The organism is Bradyrhizobium sp. USDA 4461, from assembly GCF_054055655.1.
In genome coordinates this window covers 4,720,344-4,736,140 of record NZ_JBSRXM010000001.1, presented here as the reverse complement: position 1 = coordinate 4,736,140, position 15,797 = coordinate 4,720,344, and the positions used below count along the sequence as shown (strand labels likewise).

The 15,797-nt window shown below is 65.9% G+C and carries 14 protein-coding genes; 7 read left to right on the top strand and 7 right to left on the bottom strand.

Annotated features, from left to right (window positions below):
* The first annotated feature begins 1 nt into the window (after position 1).
* The 3 genes from dapA to ACVINW_RS21855 all read left to right on the top strand — a co-directional run bounded on the left by dapA (position 2) and on the right by ACVINW_RS21855 (position 3,188).
* The gene (gene dapA / locus ACVINW_RS21865; RefSeq protein ID WP_456753201.1) at positions 2-919 is read left to right on the top strand and encodes a 4-hydroxy-tetrahydrodipicolinate synthase; all 918 of its coding nucleotides are present in this window, start codon (positions 2-4) and stop codon (positions 917-919) included.
* A 113-nt stretch (positions 920-1,032) separates the two neighbouring features.
* Positions 1,033-2,427 (top strand): NfeD family protein, encoded by a 1,395-nt coding sequence (locus ACVINW_RS21860; protein ID WP_456753200.1) that lies wholly within the window; start codon positions 1,033-1,035, stop codon positions 2,425-2,427.
* Positions 2,424-3,188, top strand: coding sequence for a slipin family protein (locus tag ACVINW_RS21855; protein WP_456753199.1), 765 nt, complete (start codon positions 2,424-2,426; stop codon positions 3,186-3,188). The genes ACVINW_RS21860 and ACVINW_RS21855 overlap by 4 nt, the downstream gene beginning before the upstream one ends.
* 9 nt (positions 3,189-3,197) lie before the next feature.
* Here the strand turns inward: ACVINW_RS21855 and ACVINW_RS21850 are convergent, their stop codons facing one another.
* Both ACVINW_RS21850 and ACVINW_RS21845 read right to left on the bottom strand, forming a co-directional pair.
* The gene (locus ACVINW_RS21850) at positions 3,198-3,362 is read right to left on the bottom strand and encodes a hypothetical protein (RefSeq protein ID WP_456753198.1); all 165 of its coding nucleotides are present in this window, start codon (positions 3,360-3,362) and stop codon (positions 3,198-3,200) included.
* 1 nt (position 3,363) lies between these two features.
* Complete coding sequence (locus ACVINW_RS21845; protein ID WP_456753197.1) at positions 3,364-3,639, bottom strand: hypothetical protein; 276 nt, start codon at positions 3,637-3,639, stop codon at positions 3,364-3,366.
* Between the two features lie 262 nt (positions 3,640-3,901).
* Here ACVINW_RS21845 and ACVINW_RS21840 point away from each other — a divergent pair, with 262 nt between their 5' ends.
* Together ACVINW_RS21840 and lon are read left to right on the top strand one after the other, a co-directional pair.
* Positions 3,902-4,309: an Hsp20/alpha crystallin family protein gene (locus ACVINW_RS21840; RefSeq protein ID WP_456753196.1), complete on the top strand. Its 408-nt coding sequence runs from the start codon at positions 3,902-3,904 to the stop codon at positions 4,307-4,309.
* Between the two features lie 12 nt (positions 4,310-4,321).
* Entirely contained in the window at positions 4,322-6,700 is a 2,379-nt protein-coding gene (lon, locus tag ACVINW_RS21835; RefSeq protein ID WP_456753195.1) for an endopeptidase La, read from the top strand.
* 179 nt (positions 6,701-6,879) lie between these two features.
* On the opposite strand, the gene ACVINW_RS21830 is transcribed toward lon, so the two are convergent.
* The 4 genes from ACVINW_RS21830 to mobB form a co-directional block, all read right to left on the bottom strand.
* Positions 6,880-7,131 carry a hypothetical protein gene (locus ACVINW_RS21830; RefSeq protein WP_456753194.1) on the bottom strand — a complete coding sequence of 84 codons (252 nt, stop codon included), beginning with the start codon at positions 7,129-7,131 and terminating at the stop codon, positions 6,880-6,882.
* 93 nt (positions 7,132-7,224) lie between these two features.
* Entirely contained in the window at positions 7,225-8,880 is a 1,656-nt protein-coding gene (locus ACVINW_RS21825; RefSeq protein WP_456753193.1) for an OFA family MFS transporter, read from the bottom strand.
* Between the two features lie 323 nt (positions 8,881-9,203).
* Positions 9,204-9,473, bottom strand: a complete 270-nt coding sequence (locus tag ACVINW_RS21820; RefSeq protein WP_456753192.1) for a sulfurtransferase TusA family protein — start codon at positions 9,471-9,473, stop codon at positions 9,204-9,206.
* Positions 9,474-9,520: 47 nt separating this feature from the next.
* Positions 9,521-10,048, bottom strand: coding sequence for a molybdopterin-guanine dinucleotide biosynthesis protein B (gene mobB, locus ACVINW_RS21815; RefSeq protein ID WP_456753191.1), 528 nt, complete (start codon positions 10,046-10,048; stop codon positions 9,521-9,523).
* A gap of 624 nt (positions 10,049-10,672) precedes the next feature.
* Here mobB and ACVINW_RS21810 point away from each other — a divergent pair.
* On the top strand, positions 10,673-10,984 hold the full coding sequence (locus ACVINW_RS21810; protein WP_456753190.1) for a hypothetical protein: 312 nt from the start codon (positions 10,673-10,675) through the stop codon (positions 10,982-10,984).
* A gap of 163 nt (positions 10,985-11,147) precedes the next feature.
* Positions 11,148-13,709, top strand: a complete 2,562-nt coding sequence (locus ACVINW_RS21805; RefSeq protein ID WP_456753189.1) for a fused MFS/spermidine synthase — start codon at positions 11,148-11,150, stop codon at positions 13,707-13,709.
* A gap of 130 nt (positions 13,710-13,839) precedes the next feature.
* Here ACVINW_RS21805 and ACVINW_RS21800 read toward each other — a convergent pair whose 3' ends face one another.
* Entirely contained in the window at positions 13,840-15,789 is a 1,950-nt protein-coding gene (locus ACVINW_RS21800) for a molybdopterin biosynthesis protein (protein WP_456753188.1), read from the bottom strand.
* Positions 15,790-15,797 lie beyond the last annotated feature (8 nt).

Sequence of the window (15,797 nt, the reverse complement as noted above, 5' to 3'; positions counted from 1 at the left end):
CATGACTGCGAAAGCTGACACGGCCGATTGGCTGTCGGGCTTCATCCCGGATCTTCCGACCCCCTTCACCCACCGCGACGAGATCGATGCCGAGGCGTTCGGCCGGCTGTGCGAGCGCCAGATCGCGGCCGGCGCCACGGCGCTGGTGGTCGGCGAGACTGCGGGCGAAAGCGCGACGCTGGAGCCGGCTGAGCGCGTGCAACTGGTTCGCACCGCCGCCCATGTCGCGCGCAGGCGGGTCCGCATCATTGCCGGTGCCGGATCGAATGCGACGGATCGAGCCGTCACCTTCGCGCAGGCCGCCGAGGCGGCCGGAGCCGACGCCATCATGTCGGTCGTGCCCTATTACAACAAGCCGATGCCGCAGGGCATGGCGGCGCATTTCCGCGCCGTCGCAGCGGCCACCACGCTGCCCGTGATCCTGCACGACATTCCGCAGCGGACGGTTAAGGGGCTTCCGGATGAGACCCTGCTCGGGCTCGCAGCAGTGCCGGCGTTCATCGGATTGCGAGACAGCAGCGGTGACGTCGCGCGCATGGTGCGCCTGCGCTCGCGTCTGCCGGCGACGTTCCGCATGTTGACTGGGGACGATGCATCATCGGTCGCCTGGCTCGCGGCCGGCGGCGACGGCTGCATCTCGACCGTGGCAAATATCGCACCCGATCTGTACGTGGCCGTTCACCGACATTTCCGCGCGGGCCGGCCATATCAGGCGCGTGAGTTGCACCAGCGCCTGGTGCCGCTCGCAACGTTGCTGGAGCGCGACCATCCCGCCGCGTTGAAGTTCGCGCTGGGTCTGCTGGGGTTCATCCAGCCGGCGACCCGGCTGCCGATCGTTCAGCTCGGCGGACCGGCGAAGGCCGAGGTCGCGCAGGCGATGGTCGGGCTTGCCGACGCGTATCTTGCAGCCGCGCGCTGAGATTTGCCAAAGCCATCGCAATGCACAATGAGATCAGTGCACGGGCCCGTGACACCGCGCCATATTGAGGTTCCCGGACGGCGCCCCATATCCACGGCAAGGGAGTGCTTGCCGTGCAGACCCTCAAGGCGGCTCTCGTTGTGGCGACCGTCCTGGTCGCCTTGGTTGCTTCCATCGGTCCCGGCGCAGCCGCGGACAACAACCGTCTTGCCCTGACCATTTCGATCGACGGCGCGATCGGCCCGGCATCGGCCAACTACGTCAAGGACGGCCTGGCCAAGGCGACCGAGCGGCACGCCGAAATCGTCATCCTGCGCCTGAACACGCCGGGCGGTCTCAGCACCAGCATGCGCGAGATCATCACCGACGTGCTGGCCTCGACCGTTCCCGTCGTCGGCTACGTTGCGCCCTCCGGCGCCCATGCCGCAAGCGCCGGGACCTACATCCTCTATGCGACCCATCTCGCGGCCATGGCGCCCGGCACCAATGTCGGCGCCGCGACGCCGGTGCAGATCGGCGGCCCGCTGCCGGGCCTGCCGGGCAGCACCCCGGACAAGGGCGGCAAGGAGAAGGACGGCGGCAGCGTATCGGAAACCAAAGATGCCATGACGGCGAAGGTGACGAACGATGCCGTTGCCTTCATCCGCAGCCTCGCCGAACTGCGCGGCCGCAATGCCGACTGGGCCGAGAAAGCGGTCCGCGACGCCGCCACCCTCTCCGCCAACGCCGCATTGCAGGCCCATGTCATCGAATTCATCGCCCATGATACGGCCGACCTGCTCAGGCAGGTCGATGGCCGCACCGTGGAGCTTTCCGGCGGCAAGACGCAGCGCCTGGCGACCAGGGACGCCGTGATCGAGGCGATCGATCCCACCTGGCTCGCACGCGCGCTTGCGGTCGTCACCGACCCCAACATCGCCTTCGTCCTGCTGATGGTCGGCATCTACGGCCTGATCTTCGAGTTCATGTCGCCCGGTGCCGTGGCGCCCGGCGTGGTCGGGACGATCTGCCTGCTGCTCGGCCTCTACGCGCTGAACATGCTGCCGATCAACTACGCCGGTTTTGCTCTGATGCTGGTCGGCATCGCGCTGTTGGCGATCGAGGCCTTCAACCCGACGGTGGTGATCGGCCTAGGCGGCATCGTCGCCTTCGTGCTGGGGGCTGCCATGCTGTTTCGGGTCGAGGCGCCCGGATACCGCTTGTCGTGGTCGGTGATCGGCATCGTCGCGGCGATGTTCGCAGGCCTCATTCTCGTCGTGCTCGGCGCGCTGCGCCGCGCACGCAACGGCCCACTCCGTGTTGGCGCACAGGCCATGCGCGGGCTGCCGGCCGAGGTGCTCGACTGGACCGGGACGACAGGTCACGTCTTCACCAATGGCGAGCGCTGGCAGGCGCGCGGCACCGAGGCATTCAAGGCCGGAGAGACGGTCGAGGTCGCCAACATTGTCGATTTGACGCTGGTGGTGCGGCGCGCGCCGGCCACCGCCGGCGAAGGAGGTAAAGCATGATGCTTGATTATTTCACCTATGCGGCGATCGCGTTGCTGATCATCGTCTTCCTGACCCAGGCGGTGCGCGTGCTGCGCGAATACGAGCGCGGCGTCATCTTCACGCTCGGCCGTTTCACCGGGGTGAAGGGTCCGGGGCTCATCATCCTGATTCCGGTGGTGCAGCAGCTGGTGAAGGTCGATCTCAGGGTGGTGGTCCAGGTGGTGCCGCCGCAGGATGTGATTTCGCGCGACAACGTCTCGGTCAAGGTCAACGCCGTGCTCTACTTCCGCATAGTCGATCCCGAACGCGCCATCATCAAGGTCAGCGACTACATGGCCGCGACCAGCCAGCTGGCGCAGACCACGCTGCGCTCGGTGCTCGGCAAGCACGAGCTCGACGAGATGCTGGCGGAGCGCGACAAGCTGAACGCCGACATCCAGGAGACGCTGGACAGGCAGACCGACGTCTGGGGCATCAAGGTCACCGGGGTCGAGATCAAGGATATCGACATCAACGAAACCATGGTGCGGGCGATCGCCAAGCAGGCCGAGGCGGAGCGGTTGCGGCGCGCCAAGGTGATCAACGCGATGGGCGAGCAGCAGGCGGCCGAGAAGCTGGTCGAGGCCGGCCGGATCCTGGCCCAGGAGCCGCAGGCGATGCAGCTGCGATATTTCGCGGCGCTGCATGACATTGCCGGCGAGCGCTCCTCGACCGTGGTGTTCCCGCTGCCGATGAATCTGCTCGAACACCTGACGCGACGAGGTGAACCGGCGACTTGATCGGAATCGCTAATGCCCGTGATGCTTGGCCCGCCAGGCCGGGCCCGGGCCGCGCATATAGTGCGCCTCGGGCCGGTACGTGCTGATCGGCTCCTCGCCGATCCAGGCGAGGAATTTGAGCAGCCCCTCTGCCGCGCTGCGCAGCAGCGAACGGATCGATGTCACGGCGCGCATCTCAGTAGTCCCACTTCTCGCCGAGCACGACCGGCGGGCGCGGATACCTTTCGGCATCGCCACCGGGCACGCCGGCATCGATGTGGGTCCGCACCCAATCGTCATGCCCGCGATGCAGCAGCAGCTCGTTGCGCAGCCGATGGATCTTGGCGGCAGCGATGGCGCGGTGAAGCGTTCTGAAGGCGAGACCGATCCGCCGGATACTCCGCCGGAACATCGCGGGCATCGCGCCGGCCGAACCGTGCGGCCGGGCATCGTGTACTTGGAGCAAGGTCATGTCCCACCTATCTGTTGGCGGCACGCGCGAGCGCCGCGTCACACCAGAAGATGCTGGGAAGGCCGTAGGAATTCGAGAGGACCCGTAGCCCTGTCGCATAGCCGCAGCATAAGCGGCCGCCGAAGGCGGCGGACGCATCGCAGCGATGCCGCAAATCGCAACATTACGGACAATTTTACCCTCAATCGGCAACGCGAGGGCCCGGTTTACGGTCGGCGGCAAGACCGGTAACCTCGCCCCCGATGCGACGTGGAGACGACCCATGCGGCCCAAAGATCAGACCAACTGGATGTTGACAGACGCGATCGAGGCGCTCGCCCGGGCGGAACGGTTGCACCAGAGTTTCCTGAACATCCACCCGCGCGCGGGCAGCAGCGAGCCGAGCTGGGAACCGCCCATGGACGTGATCGAGACCGAGCAGGAGATCCTGATCCTGGTCGCGCTACCCGGGGTCGATCCCGACGAGGTCGAGGCCGCGCTCGACGGCGGCACGCTGGTGATCTCCGGCCGCCGCACCTTGCCCGCCGAGCTCCGCAACGCCCGCATCCTGCGCCTCGAACTGCCGCAAGGCCGGTTCGAGCGCCGCATCGCGCTGCCGACGGGCCGCTACAGCATCAGCCGCTTCGCCGCGCATGGCTGCGTCGGCCTGCGGCTCGGAAAATCGAGCTGAGGGGATTTCGCCATGGCCGCATCAGACGTTTCAAGCCCGGCATCGAGTTCGACGCCAATCCCGAGCGATGCGACGATCATCGTCCCCGTCCGCAACACCGTGCTGTTTCCGGACGTCATCATCCCGATCACGATCGCGCGTGCGACCTCGATCGCCGCTGCCCAGCAGGCGGTGCGCGAGCAGCGGCCAATCGGCATCCTGCTGCAACGCGATCCCGAGACCAACGATCCCGGCCCGGACGGGCTCTACCGTGTCGGCACCGTCGCCAACATCGTGCGCTACATCACCGGCGCCGACGACAGCCATCATCTGGTCTGCCAGGGCGTGCAGCGCATGCGCGTGCTCGACTATCTGCCCGGCACGCCGTTCCTCGCCGCCCGCGTGCTGCAGATCCCCGAGCCCACCACCACCTCGCCCGAGATCGAGGCGCGCTTCCTCAATTTGCAGCGCCAGGCGCTGGAGGCCGCGCAATTGCTGCCGCAGACGCCGCCCGAATTGATCGCTGCGCTGCAAGGCACGACGTCGCCGGCGACCCTCGCCGACCTTGCGACCTCCTACATGGACATCAAGCCGGCGGAGAAGCAGGACATCCTGGAGACCATCGATCTCGTGGCGCGGATGGACAAGGTCTCGCGGCATCTCGCCGAGCGCATCGAGGTGCTGCGGCTGAGCCAGGAGATCGGCCAGAAGACCAAGGCGGTGTTCGACGAGCGGCAGCGCGAGGCGATCCTGCGCGAGCAGATGGCGACGATCCAGCGCCAGCTCGGCGAGGGCGACGGCAAGGCCGCCGAGGTCGCCGAACTGACCAAGGCGATTGTCGATGCCAAGATGCCACCGGAGGCCGAGGGCCAAGCGCAAAAGGAACTGCGCCGCTACGAACGCATGCCGGAAGCGGCGGCCGAAGCCGGCATGGTGCGCAGCTATCTCGACTGGCTGATCGACCTGCCCTGGAGCCTGCCGGAGGAGAAGCCGATCGACATAGCCGAAGCGCGCAAGATCCTCGACCACGACCACTATGGCCTGGAGAAGATCAAGAGCCGCATCATCGAATATCTCGCGGTGCGCAAGCTCGCGCCCGGCGGCAAGGCGCCGATCCTGTGCTTCCTGGGTCCCCCCGGCGTCGGCAAGACCTCGCTCGGCCAATCGATCGCGCGCGCGATGTCGCGGCCGTTCGTTCGCGTCTCGCTCGGCGGCGTGCATGACGAGGCCGAAATCCGCGGCCATCGCCGCACCTATATCGGCGCGCTGCCCGGCAACATCATCCAGGCGATCAAGAAGGCCGGCGCGCGCAATTGCGTGATGATGCTGGACGAGATCGACAAGATGGGCCGCGGTGTCCAGGGCGATCCGTCGGCGGCGATGCTCGAGGTGCTCGACCCCGAGCAGAACTCGACCTTCCGCGACAACTATCTCGGCGTGCCGTTCGACCTGTCGCGCGTCGTGTTCATCGCTACCGCCAACATGCTCGACGGCGTGCCGGGCCCGCTGCTCGACCGCATGGAGCTGATCAGCCTGCCCGGCTACACCGAGGATGAGAAGCTCGAGATCGCCAAGCGCTATCTGGTGCGCCGCCAGCTCGAGGCCAACGGCATCAAGGCCGACCAGGTCGAGATCGATCCGGATGCGCTGCGGCTGATCATCAAGAGCTACACCCGCGAGGCCGGCGTCCGCAATCTGGAGCGCGAGATCGGCAAGGTGTTGCGCAATGTCGCGGTGCAGATCGCCGAGGGCAGCACCAGCCACGTCACCATCGCGCCGAAGGACATCGCATCGCTGCTCGGCCAGCCCCGGTTCGAGAACGAGATCGCGCAGCGCACCAGCATCCCCGGCGTGGCCACCGGGCTGGCCTGGACCCCGGTCGGCGGCGACATCCTGTTCATCGAGGCCTCGCGCACGCCGGGCAAGGGCGGGCTGATGATCACCGGACAACTCGGTGACGTCATGCGCGAGAGCGTGCAGGCCGCGCTGACCCTGGTGAAAAGCCGCGCCTCCCAGCTCGGCATCGATCCTGCCGTGTTCGAGAAAAGCGACATCCACGTCCACGTCCCCGCCGGTGCAACACCGAAGGACGGCCCGAGCGCAGGCGTCGCGATGTTCACCGCCCTCACCTCGCTGTTGACCGACCGCACGGTGCGCAGCGACACCGCGATGACCGGCGAGATCTCGCTGCGCGGTCTCGTGCTTCCGGTCGGCGGCATCAAGGAGAAGGTGGTCGCCGCCGCCGCCGCGGGCCTGACCCGGGTGATGCTGCCGGCGCGCAACAACCGCGACTACGACGACATCCCGGCCGGCGCCCGCGCCAAGCTCGAGTTCATCTGGCTCGAACGGGTCGACGAGGCAATCGCCGCCGCGCTGGAGCCCGCCAAGGCCACGTCTGCGGCGGCGGAGTGAGCGCGGCGGATAACGCTCCGCGTTGATCATCTCGCCCGGGGCTCACCTCTCTCCCCAGCCCTCCCCCGCATCCGCCTTCGCCAAGAGGCTTCGGCGGACAAGAGGGGAGGGCTGGGGAGAGGGGTGCCGCACGGCGTGCTCTCTCCACTCCATGTTCAGCGCACGCGGAGCGGTGACGCTCAGCTCTTGCCCATGCAGTCTTCGATGTAGAACCATCGATCGTCGCCGGTCAGGCCCTTCTGCTTCACCTCTTTGCGGCAGGCCTTCAGCTTGGGCTTGTTGGCGCTCCACTTCGCCTTCATGTCCTTCAGCTTCTGCATGGTGATCTTGACCTTCGACGGCTTGGCCTCGGTCGTGCTCTGGGCTGCTGCGGTGTGCAGCGAGCCGGCGAGAAGCAAGGCGGCCACAACGCAGCTTGCGGTACGAAACATGGCTGAAAATTCCCTTTGATTATCTGTTGAATTGAACATGCCGGCGCAGTCGCACGCGGGACGCAAGATGTCCCGCGCGCGACCGGTCTGCGATCAGAGGATTTTGACCGCACTGAGCAGCGTCATGTAGACGCCCCAGGCCAGCGGAATGCCGACGAACAGCCAGAACAGCGCGGCCTTGGCGTCGAGCCCGCCAAACCCGATGCCGTAGGAGCCGTGCGGTCCGGCCGCCGCGGCGCTGGCGCTCGCATCCTGCAGCTTGGCGACTTCGGCGTCGCTCATGTGCCACTTCGGATCGACCGGCTTGATCAGGTAATTGCAGATCAGGCCGGCGATCAGCATGGCGCACAGGATGTACATCGTGGTGTTGTAGAGCTGGTCGCGCGGCACGCCGGCGGCCAGCTGGAATTCACGGATGTAGTTCACCACCACAGGACCGATGATGCCGGCGGTCGACCATGCCGTCAGCAGACGGCCATGGATGGCGCCGACGAACTGTGTGCCGAACATGTCGGCGAGATAGGCCGGCACGGTGGCGAAGCCGCCGCCATACATCGACAGGATGATGCCGAAGCCGAGCACGAACAGGAGCTTCGATCCCATTGCGGCAAAGGTCGGCGCCAAGGCGTAGAGCACGATGCCGAGAATGAAGAACGTGTAGTAGGTGTTCTTGCGGCCGATCTTGTCTGACAGCGATGCCCAGAAGAACCGGCCGCCGATGTTGAACAGCGACAGCAATCCGGCAAAGCCCGCCGCGATCGCGGCGATCTGCGCCTTCTGTCCGGCATCGAGCTGGTTGAAGCCGACATTGGGCAGCCCGATCAGCTTGCCCGCAAAGATCTCCTGCAACATCGGCGAGGCCATGCCGATCACGCCGATGCCGGCCGACACGTTGAGGCAGAGCACCCACCAGATCAGCCAGAATTGCGGCGTCTTGTGCGCGTTGTCGAGATGGACGTTTTTGCTCGAGATCATCGCGTTGGCTTTCGCCGGCGGCGTCCAGCCCTCCGGCTGCCAGCCGGCCGGCGGAATGCGGTAGCGGAACGCACCGATCATCATGAACACGAAGTAGATCGCGCCCATGGCGAGGAAGGTTTCCCAGACGCCGACCGAGGTCGGGGTCTTGAAATAGTTCATCAGCTTATCGGCGAGCGGGGCGCCGATCATCGCGCCGCCGCCGAAGCCCATGATCGCCATGCCGGTTGCCATGCCGCGACGATCGGGGAACCATTTCACCAGCGTCGACACCGGCGAGATGTAGCCGAGGCCGAGGCCGACACCTCCGATCACGCCGGAGCCGAGCCACATCAGCCAGAGCTGATGCGTGTAGACGCCCAGTGCGCCGATCACGAGACCGCCGGCCCAGCACAGCGCGGCGACGAAGCCGGCCTTGCGCGGACCGACCTTCTCGAGCCAGCCGCCCCAGATCGCGGCGGAGACGCCGAGCAGCACGAAGAACAGCGTATACATCCACCCCAGGCTTGCGACCTTCCAGTCGCAGGTTGTGGTGAACAATTCCTGCACCAGCGAAATATCCGGGCACGCCTTCGGCGCGGTCAGCCCGATCGCGCGCGACAGCGGCAGCCAGAACACAGAGAAGCCGTAGGCCATGCCGATGCACAGATGGATGCACAGCGCGGCCGGCGGCACCAGCCAGCGGTTGAAGCCGGCGGTCGCGATCGTGTGTTCCTTGTCGAGGAAACCTGCGCCTGCCGCAGACACGCGTCCAGCGCTGCTCATCGTCGTCATTGTAACCTCCCCTGCAGCCGCCGTTACATCGGGCGCATCTGCGTCTTCGATCCCGTCTCAGCCCTTGCGGCAACCGTAGGCTCGGCTGCTCCGCACATTCCCTCGATGCGCCGGGACCAACCACGCGCATTGTCGGAAATGCTAACCCCCGATACGAACGGTTATGCCTGGCCGTGCAGCCCGACCAGGACGCAGGCCGGCCCTTGTCCGTCCAAATGCCCACGTCAGGGCACAGCTTCACCTGCACGACCCGGCGGAGATTATCAATTCGCGCAGAAGGGGAAATAGGTGTCGATAGGCAAAAGGTAGATATTCAGCTGCATCTAGCCCGTACGCGGCGATGCAGCATTCGATTTATCTATCGTTCCATTGATCTTCTCGATCAGGAAAACGATCCGGACATCGCTGCGTTCGGTGATCTCGACCTTGTCGCCGGTCTCCTGGATCAGGGCCGGGATATCGATCACCGACAGCGGATCGGTGCAATGTACTTCGAGGAAATTTCCCGCCGTCACGCCCCTGAGCGCCTTGCGTGTCTTCAGCGCGGGCAGCGGGCATTTCAGGCCGGTGAGATCGAGCTTGGTCGTTGTCATGGTTCGACCATGGCGAAGCCGTCATGCATCGTCAACGCACCACCTGCTCAGCTTTCGACGGGCGCCGACGCACGCACGTCGTCGATCGGGATCGCGGCGCGCAGCATCAATTCGGCAACATCCTCGGTGTCGTCGAGATGCACGACCGGCAGCGTGGTCTCGACGGCAACATCGCTGGCGATCCCGACCACGCGCGGGTCGTCGGGAAACAGCAGCGGCTTGCCATTGGCGGCGCGATACACCTCGATCTTGTTGACCGGCTCGCGCTTGAAGCCCTCAACCACGACCAGATCGACAGGCGCCATCTTGGCGAGCAATTCCGGCAGCCGCGGCTCGGCGGCGCCGCGCAGCTCGTGCATCAGCGCCCAGCGCCGCGTCGAGGACACCAGCACCTCGGTCGCGCCGGACTGCCGGTGCACCCAGGAATCCTTGCCGGGCAAGTCGACGTCGAATTCGTGGTGGGCATGCTTGATCACGGAAACCCGCAAGCCCTGCCCGAGCAGATGGGGGATCACCCGCGACAGCAGGGTGGTCTTGCCGGCACCGCTCCATCCCGCGAGGCCAATCACTTTCATGCGCGTCTCCAAAGGCACTTAGCGTCCAATGCTGCTTATATCAGCGTTGAGCCCATGTCATGCCAGCCTGGGTGACGAGCGATTGGGTCCCCTAGTGGAGCGCCTTCGGAAGCTCGTGGAGCAGATGCGACCACAGCACGAGCGTGAATCTCGGCAACCGCCCGATGGCGACGAGCAGCAAGGTGCCGACTGCCGCGATTGGGGCTCATCCCGCGGCTCGCTATCCTGCAGCGATCACCCGGCCCGCTGACCGACCGGCCGTCCGGGCCTGGCAGGTCTTGCTGATCGACCCTCTCTGGCGGGTTTGCAGCGCACTCGCTTCCGCGGGCGTTGCGTGTCGGCTGCCAGCACTTCTTCCAGTGTCGTGTTCCTAAAGCGAAGCCTTCTGGACATCGCATCGCTCCCTGAACGGGTAGGAGCCCCATCAGTCGTTCAGCCACCGGCCCCGCGACCGGGTTCATGTCGGTGACCAGGGATAACCAGCGACGGAGCGCTTTGCTCCAGGAGAACAGTCGCCCTTCGCCCCACGTTACCGACCAACCGGCTATCCAGCGGATATACCTCGAAGTTTCCAATGCGCGGGACGGCCGGAACACGATAATGTGCAGCACTGGAGGATCATCCATGCCTCGCTCGCCTTCGATCGTGCCGCAGCAAGTCGACCGCGACACCTATCTGGTGCTGAACGATTTCGGCCGGCTTGGCCGTGCCTGGTGCGAAACCGAAGAGGAAGGCTCAGACCGGAAAACGCTGATCCGCCGCCTGCTGGATGACCAGTACAGCCAGCCGGTCCGCATCGTGGCCTTCAATACCAACGAGGGATGGTCGCGCGACGTCACGACCGATATCGCCGACGAGCTGCGGCGCCGTTTCGTCGAATACGATGAAGTCCCGAGTTCGGTGCGGCAGTTCGTGGAAACGGCCATGCGGCACTGAGCCGGATTGCCATGATCCAGCGCCGGCGGGCTCGAACCCCCACCCGAATCCAGATACCCCAATGAAATAAATGAGTTATTCGGCGGATCCCATGGCCGCCCCATAAGGCAATATTAACAGCATCTGCCTTACCTGTTCTCCCGGTCAACGGGAGATCCGATCAGTGCTCAATCGTGATGCTGTGCGAGACGCCACGGGCGCCAGGGACCGGGTCCTGGTCACCGCGATCTTTTTGGCGTCGGGCGCGGCATCCCTGATCCTTCAGGTGCTCTGGTTCAAGCAACTGCAATTCGTGCTGGGCAGCGCGACCGTCTCGGTCAGCGTCACGGTGGCAAGCTTCTTCTTCGGCCTCTCCCTGGGCAGCGCCCTCGGCGGCCGGATCGCCGACAAGGTCAGCCGCCCCCTAACGATCTACGGCTTTCTCGAACTCGCGCTCGCCGTCGTTTCCCTGGCGGTGACGGCGTTGCTGTCGCATTGGTCGACTTGGGTGGGCTGGCTGTCGCCGATGCTGGACCTGGAGTCGCCATTCCGGTTGCCGCTGATGGTGGCGCTGTCGCTCGCCATCCTGTCGCTGCCGACGATGCTGATGGGCGCGACCCTGCCCTTCCTGGTGAAATTCCTGACCCGCACGCAGACCGATTTGGCCAACCGCATCGGCCTGCTCTACGGCTTCAACACCCTGGGCGCCGCCATTGGCACCCTGACCGTTGGCTTTGTCCTGATGGGCCTGTGCGGCATCACGGGATCGAGCCTGGTTGCGGCGACGTTGTACCTCTGCGTCGGCGGCGTGGCCCTGCTGGTTGCGCGCAGCGCAAGCCCGATCGTTGCGGTCGCGGCAACCACGCCGGTGCCAACCGCCGCGCCGGCACACGACAGGACGTCGATCCTGATCGCGATCTTCGCATGCTCCGGTTTTGTCTCGATCGCCTATGAAGTGGTCTGGTTCCGCTTCCTGACCAATATCAGCACCTCGAGTGTCTACGCATTCTCAGGGATGCTCGGCGTCTACCTGCTGGGGCTGGTGATCGGCGCCCTGATCTGCGCCAGGCTGCTCGCCCCGCGCAAGGATCAGTTGCTGCGATACTTCGCCGTCACACAGCTCTTGATCGCAGTTGCGGCCACGCTGACCGTCGCAATCCTCGGCAAGGCGCGCACCGTCGGCGTAACACTGTCGCCGATCGTATCGGGCCTCTTGCCGGTCCAGGTGCAGGAGCTGCTGGGCGGTGACGTTCCATTCTTCCTCATTTGTGCCATTGCCCTGTTGCTGCCGACCACGCTGATCGGCATCAGTTTTCCGCTGGCCAGCGAACTGACCGTGATGCAGATGAGCGCGCTCGGTCGCAGGATCGGCACGCTCTACGCCTTGAACACGATCGGCGGCGTGCTGGGCTCGCTGGCGGCGGGGTTTCTCCTGATCCCCTATCTGGGCAGCCAGGGCGCGCTCACCGCATTGATCGTCCTCAACGTCCTGCTGTTTGTTACGACGACTTTGTCGCAACCGGATCTTCTGAAACAACGCACCCTGTGGCGGCAGGGAGCGATTGCCGCCAGCGTCATCGCCGCATCGCTGCTGCTGCTCACCCCGCATTATCTGCAGCGGGTGCTGACCGCGATCGAAGGCGGCGATGTCCTCGAATTGCGCGAAACCAAGCAGGCGACTTTTGCGGTGGTCGAGTATCGCGAGAAGGCGGCGGGCACCTATCAGCAGCTGGTGGTGAATTCGAAGAGCTACGCCAACAATCGCCCCGAGGGCCGGCGCTACATGGCCGCGATGGGCCACTATCCGATCCTGCTGCACCAGGGCCCGGTCGAAACCGCGGTCGTGATTTGCATCGGGACCGGAACCACGGTGGGCGCGATCAGCACCCACCGGGAATTGCAATCCATCGACGCGGTCGATCTGGCCTCGACAGTGTTCGAAGTCGCGCCGCGTTTCGTGCCGATCAACAAGCAGTTCCATCAGAACCCCAAGGTCCATCAGATCGTGGCGGACGGGCGCCACTTCCTGCTCGGGACCAAGGAAAGCTTCGACGTCATCACTCTCGAGCCGCCGCCGCCGCACGACGCCGGCGTCATCAACCTCTACACCGAGGAATTCTATACGCTGGCAAAGCAGCGGATGCGCCCCGGCGCCGTGCTCGCGCAATGGGTGCCGCTGGATTTCAATCGCGGCATCCTGCCGAAGATGATCCTCAAGGCCATGATGGGCCAGTTCAAGCATGTCTCGCTGTGGCTGCCGTCCAGAATGGAAGGCGTGGCGATCGCCTCCGACGAACCCCTGCAGATCGACCCGCGCACGCTTGCGATGCGGATGTCAAAGCCCGGTGTGGCTGACGATCTGACGGCAAACGGCCTGGGCGAGCCCGAGGATTTTCTGGCGACATTCATCGCCGCCGATGCAAAGCTCGCAGCCTTTGTCGGGGACGTGCCGACCCTGACCGATGATCGGCCGCGCCTCGAATATTACAACTGGTATCCGCTGAGCCCGATCAGCGTCGATGAATTGAAGCGACTGCGCGAACCGTTGGAAGCCTATCTCGCCGGCACGCGCATCGACGAGGCCCGCCTCAACACCGCGCGCACCGTCGCCAATGCGATCCTGGATGAGCACAAGGCCAGCGCTGACGGCGACGCCTCCGCCGCCCGCGCCGCACTTCGCCTCGCCGTCAAGCTCGACCCCGACAATTCCTATGTCGGCTTCCTGGACCGCAAGCTGCACGAGTGAGGCCGCCTCGGGCGGAGTCGCGAATTGCTGAACAATGCTGCAATGACGAGTCCCACTCACAACGAGCGCTGCGGCGTATGGGTCCCGGCCTTCGCCGGAACGACGGCGGTGGATCTGGCGCCGCGCGCCACTACGCCGGCCTGAAGCCCGCCTTCGTCAACGCGGCCCGCCCTTCCTCCGACGCCAACGCGTCGAGAAACGCCTGCACCGCGGGCCGCCGCTTGCGCGCCGTGACCAGCGCGAAGTCGTAATGCTCTTCGGCGAGCGGAATGAAGCCGAGCCCGGAGGCATCGGCGACCGGCGCAATCGTCATGCCCCAGTCGGCGCGATGCTGCGCTACCGCGGCCGCAACCGCATTGTGCGAGCGCGGCTGATTCCAGTAGCCGTCGGGCCGAACGCCACCCAGCAGGCGATCGATCAGGATGCGGGTGCCGGCGCCCTGGTTGCGGTTGACCATGATGCAGGCGGGATCGGCGAGCGCGGCGCGCACCGCCTCCTCCGCACTCAGGCCGGCAAAGCGCGCATCGTCGTTACGGAACACGATGCCCTGCATGCGCCGCCAGCCCGGCACCAGTTCGAGGCCGTCGGCGAGATACGGCGCGTTGTAGGTCTCGGTCTTGTCGTCGAACAGATGGATCGGCGCGAGATCGCATTCGCCGCGCTTGGCAGCCGCGAGCCCGCCGAGGCTGCCGACCGCGATCGAACGCACCACAAGGCCTGCATGCGCCAGCGGTGCGGTGACGAGATCGAGCCCGGTGCAATGGCTGCCGACGATCACAAGATCGGGCACCCGCACATGCGGCGTGAACAAGATCACCTCGGCGTCGCTGCCGGCCGCCAGGTGGTCGGCCAGCGCCTCGATCTTCAGGAAGCCGTCGGCTTGCGCGAACGAGGTGATCGCGCCCGAACCCTTGCCGCTCGGATAGGCGATCAGGCCGTCGGCGCCTTCGACCAACGACACCATCACGAACTCGGTGCGGCCGAGTTCGGAGGCGATGCGCACCGGCACCTTCGCCGCGACCTTGGCATCGGACCGTGGCGGCAGGCCGGCCATCCGCCGCAGCGTCGGCACGATCATGTCGTGGAAGGTGAACATCGCCGAGGTCGGGAAGCCCGGCAGGATGATCACCGGCTTGCCGTCGCAGACCGCAAGGCACAGCGGCTTGCCCGGCTTCAGCGCCACGCCATGCGCGACGATGCCGGGCTTGCCGAGCTTTGCGATGATGCGGTGCGAGACGTCGCCAGCGCCCTTCGAGGTGCCGCCCGACAGCACCAGCATGTCGCTGTCCGCCAGAGCCTTGCGCATCGCGGCCTCGAGCATCGCCTCATTGTCCGCGATCGCGCCAAGGAACGACGCGTCGCCGCCATTTTCGGCGATCGCCGCGGTAACGATCGCGCCATTGGTGTCGTAGATCGCGGCCGGCCGCAGCCGCTCACCCGGCTGCACCAGTTCGTCGCCGGTCGAGAGGATCGCAACGTGCGGACGGCGCACCATGGCGACTTCGGCGATGCCGCAGGCCGCGAGCATACCGATCTCGCGCGAGCCGATCATCGTTCCCGCGCGCAACAGCGCCTCGCCGCGCGCGATGTCGGAGCCGGCGTAAGACACGAACTGCCCGGGCGACGCCGCGCGCCGGACCTCGATGGCATCCTTGCCGGCTGGCTGGGTGTGCTCGACCATCACGATCGCATCCGCACCGCGCGGCACCGGGCCGCCGGTCGCAATCGCGGTCGCGGTGCCCGGCAGCACCGGCAGGGCCGGCGCGGTGCCACACGAGATGGTCTCGCCGTTCAGCGCGAGTTGCACCGGCGCGCCCTCGCCGGCGCGCGCAAGATCGGCAGAGCGTACGGCAAAGCCGTCGACATTGGAGCGATCGAACGGCGGCACGTCGATCGGCGCCACCACGTCCTCCGCCAGCGCACGGCCGAGTGCATCGGCGAGCAGCCGCGTCTCGGACGGCATTTGCCGCGGGAACAGCGCTGCCTCGAAGTGCGCGATGGCTTCCTCGCGCGACAGGATGGTCAGGAACTGGTCCTGCTCGACGGACGGGTTTGGTTTCGGCGTGAACGGTTGGGTCATCTCGGGAA

Bases quoted from the DNA above. Each gene is read 5' to 3' on its own strand.
- dapA (WP_456753201.1), top strand. From the start codon at position 2: ATGACTGCGAAAGCTGACACGGCCGATTGGCTGTCGGGCTTCATCCCG.
- ACVINW_RS21855 (WP_456753199.1), top strand. From the start codon at position 2,424: ATGATGCTTGATTATTTCACCTATGCGGCGATCGCGTTGCTGATCATC.
- ACVINW_RS21850 (WP_456753198.1), bottom strand. From the start codon at position 3,362: ATGCGCGCCGTGACATCGATCCGTTCGCTGCTGCGCAGCGCGGCAGAG.
- ACVINW_RS21845 (WP_456753197.1), bottom strand. From the start codon at position 3,639: ATGACCTTGCTCCAAGTACACGATGCCCGGCCGCACGGTTCGGCCGGC.
- ACVINW_RS21840 (WP_456753196.1), top strand. From the start codon at position 3,902: ATGCGGCCCAAAGATCAGACCAACTGGATGTTGACAGACGCGATCGAG.
- lon (WP_456753195.1), top strand. From the start codon at position 4,322: ATGGCCGCATCAGACGTTTCAAGCCCGGCATCGAGTTCGACGCCAATC.
- ACVINW_RS21830 (WP_456753194.1), bottom strand. From the start codon at position 7,131: ATGTTTCGTACCGCAAGCTGCGTTGTGGCCGCCTTGCTTCTCGCCGGC.
- ACVINW_RS21825 (WP_456753193.1), bottom strand. From the start codon at position 8,880: ATGACGACGATGAGCAGCGCTGGACGCGTGTCTGCGGCAGGCGCAGGT.
- ACVINW_RS21820 (WP_456753192.1), bottom strand. From the start codon at position 9,473: ATGACAACGACCAAGCTCGATCTCACCGGCCTGAAATGCCCGCTGCCC.
- mobB (WP_456753191.1), bottom strand. From the start codon at position 10,048: ATGAAAGTGATTGGCCTCGCGGGATGGAGCGGTGCCGGCAAGACCACC.
- ACVINW_RS21810 (WP_456753190.1), top strand. From the start codon at position 10,673: ATGCCTCGCTCGCCTTCGATCGTGCCGCAGCAAGTCGACCGCGACACC.
- ACVINW_RS21800 (WP_456753188.1), bottom strand. From the start codon at position 15,789: ATGACCCAACCGTTCACGCCGAAACCAAACCCGTCCGTCGAGCAGGAC.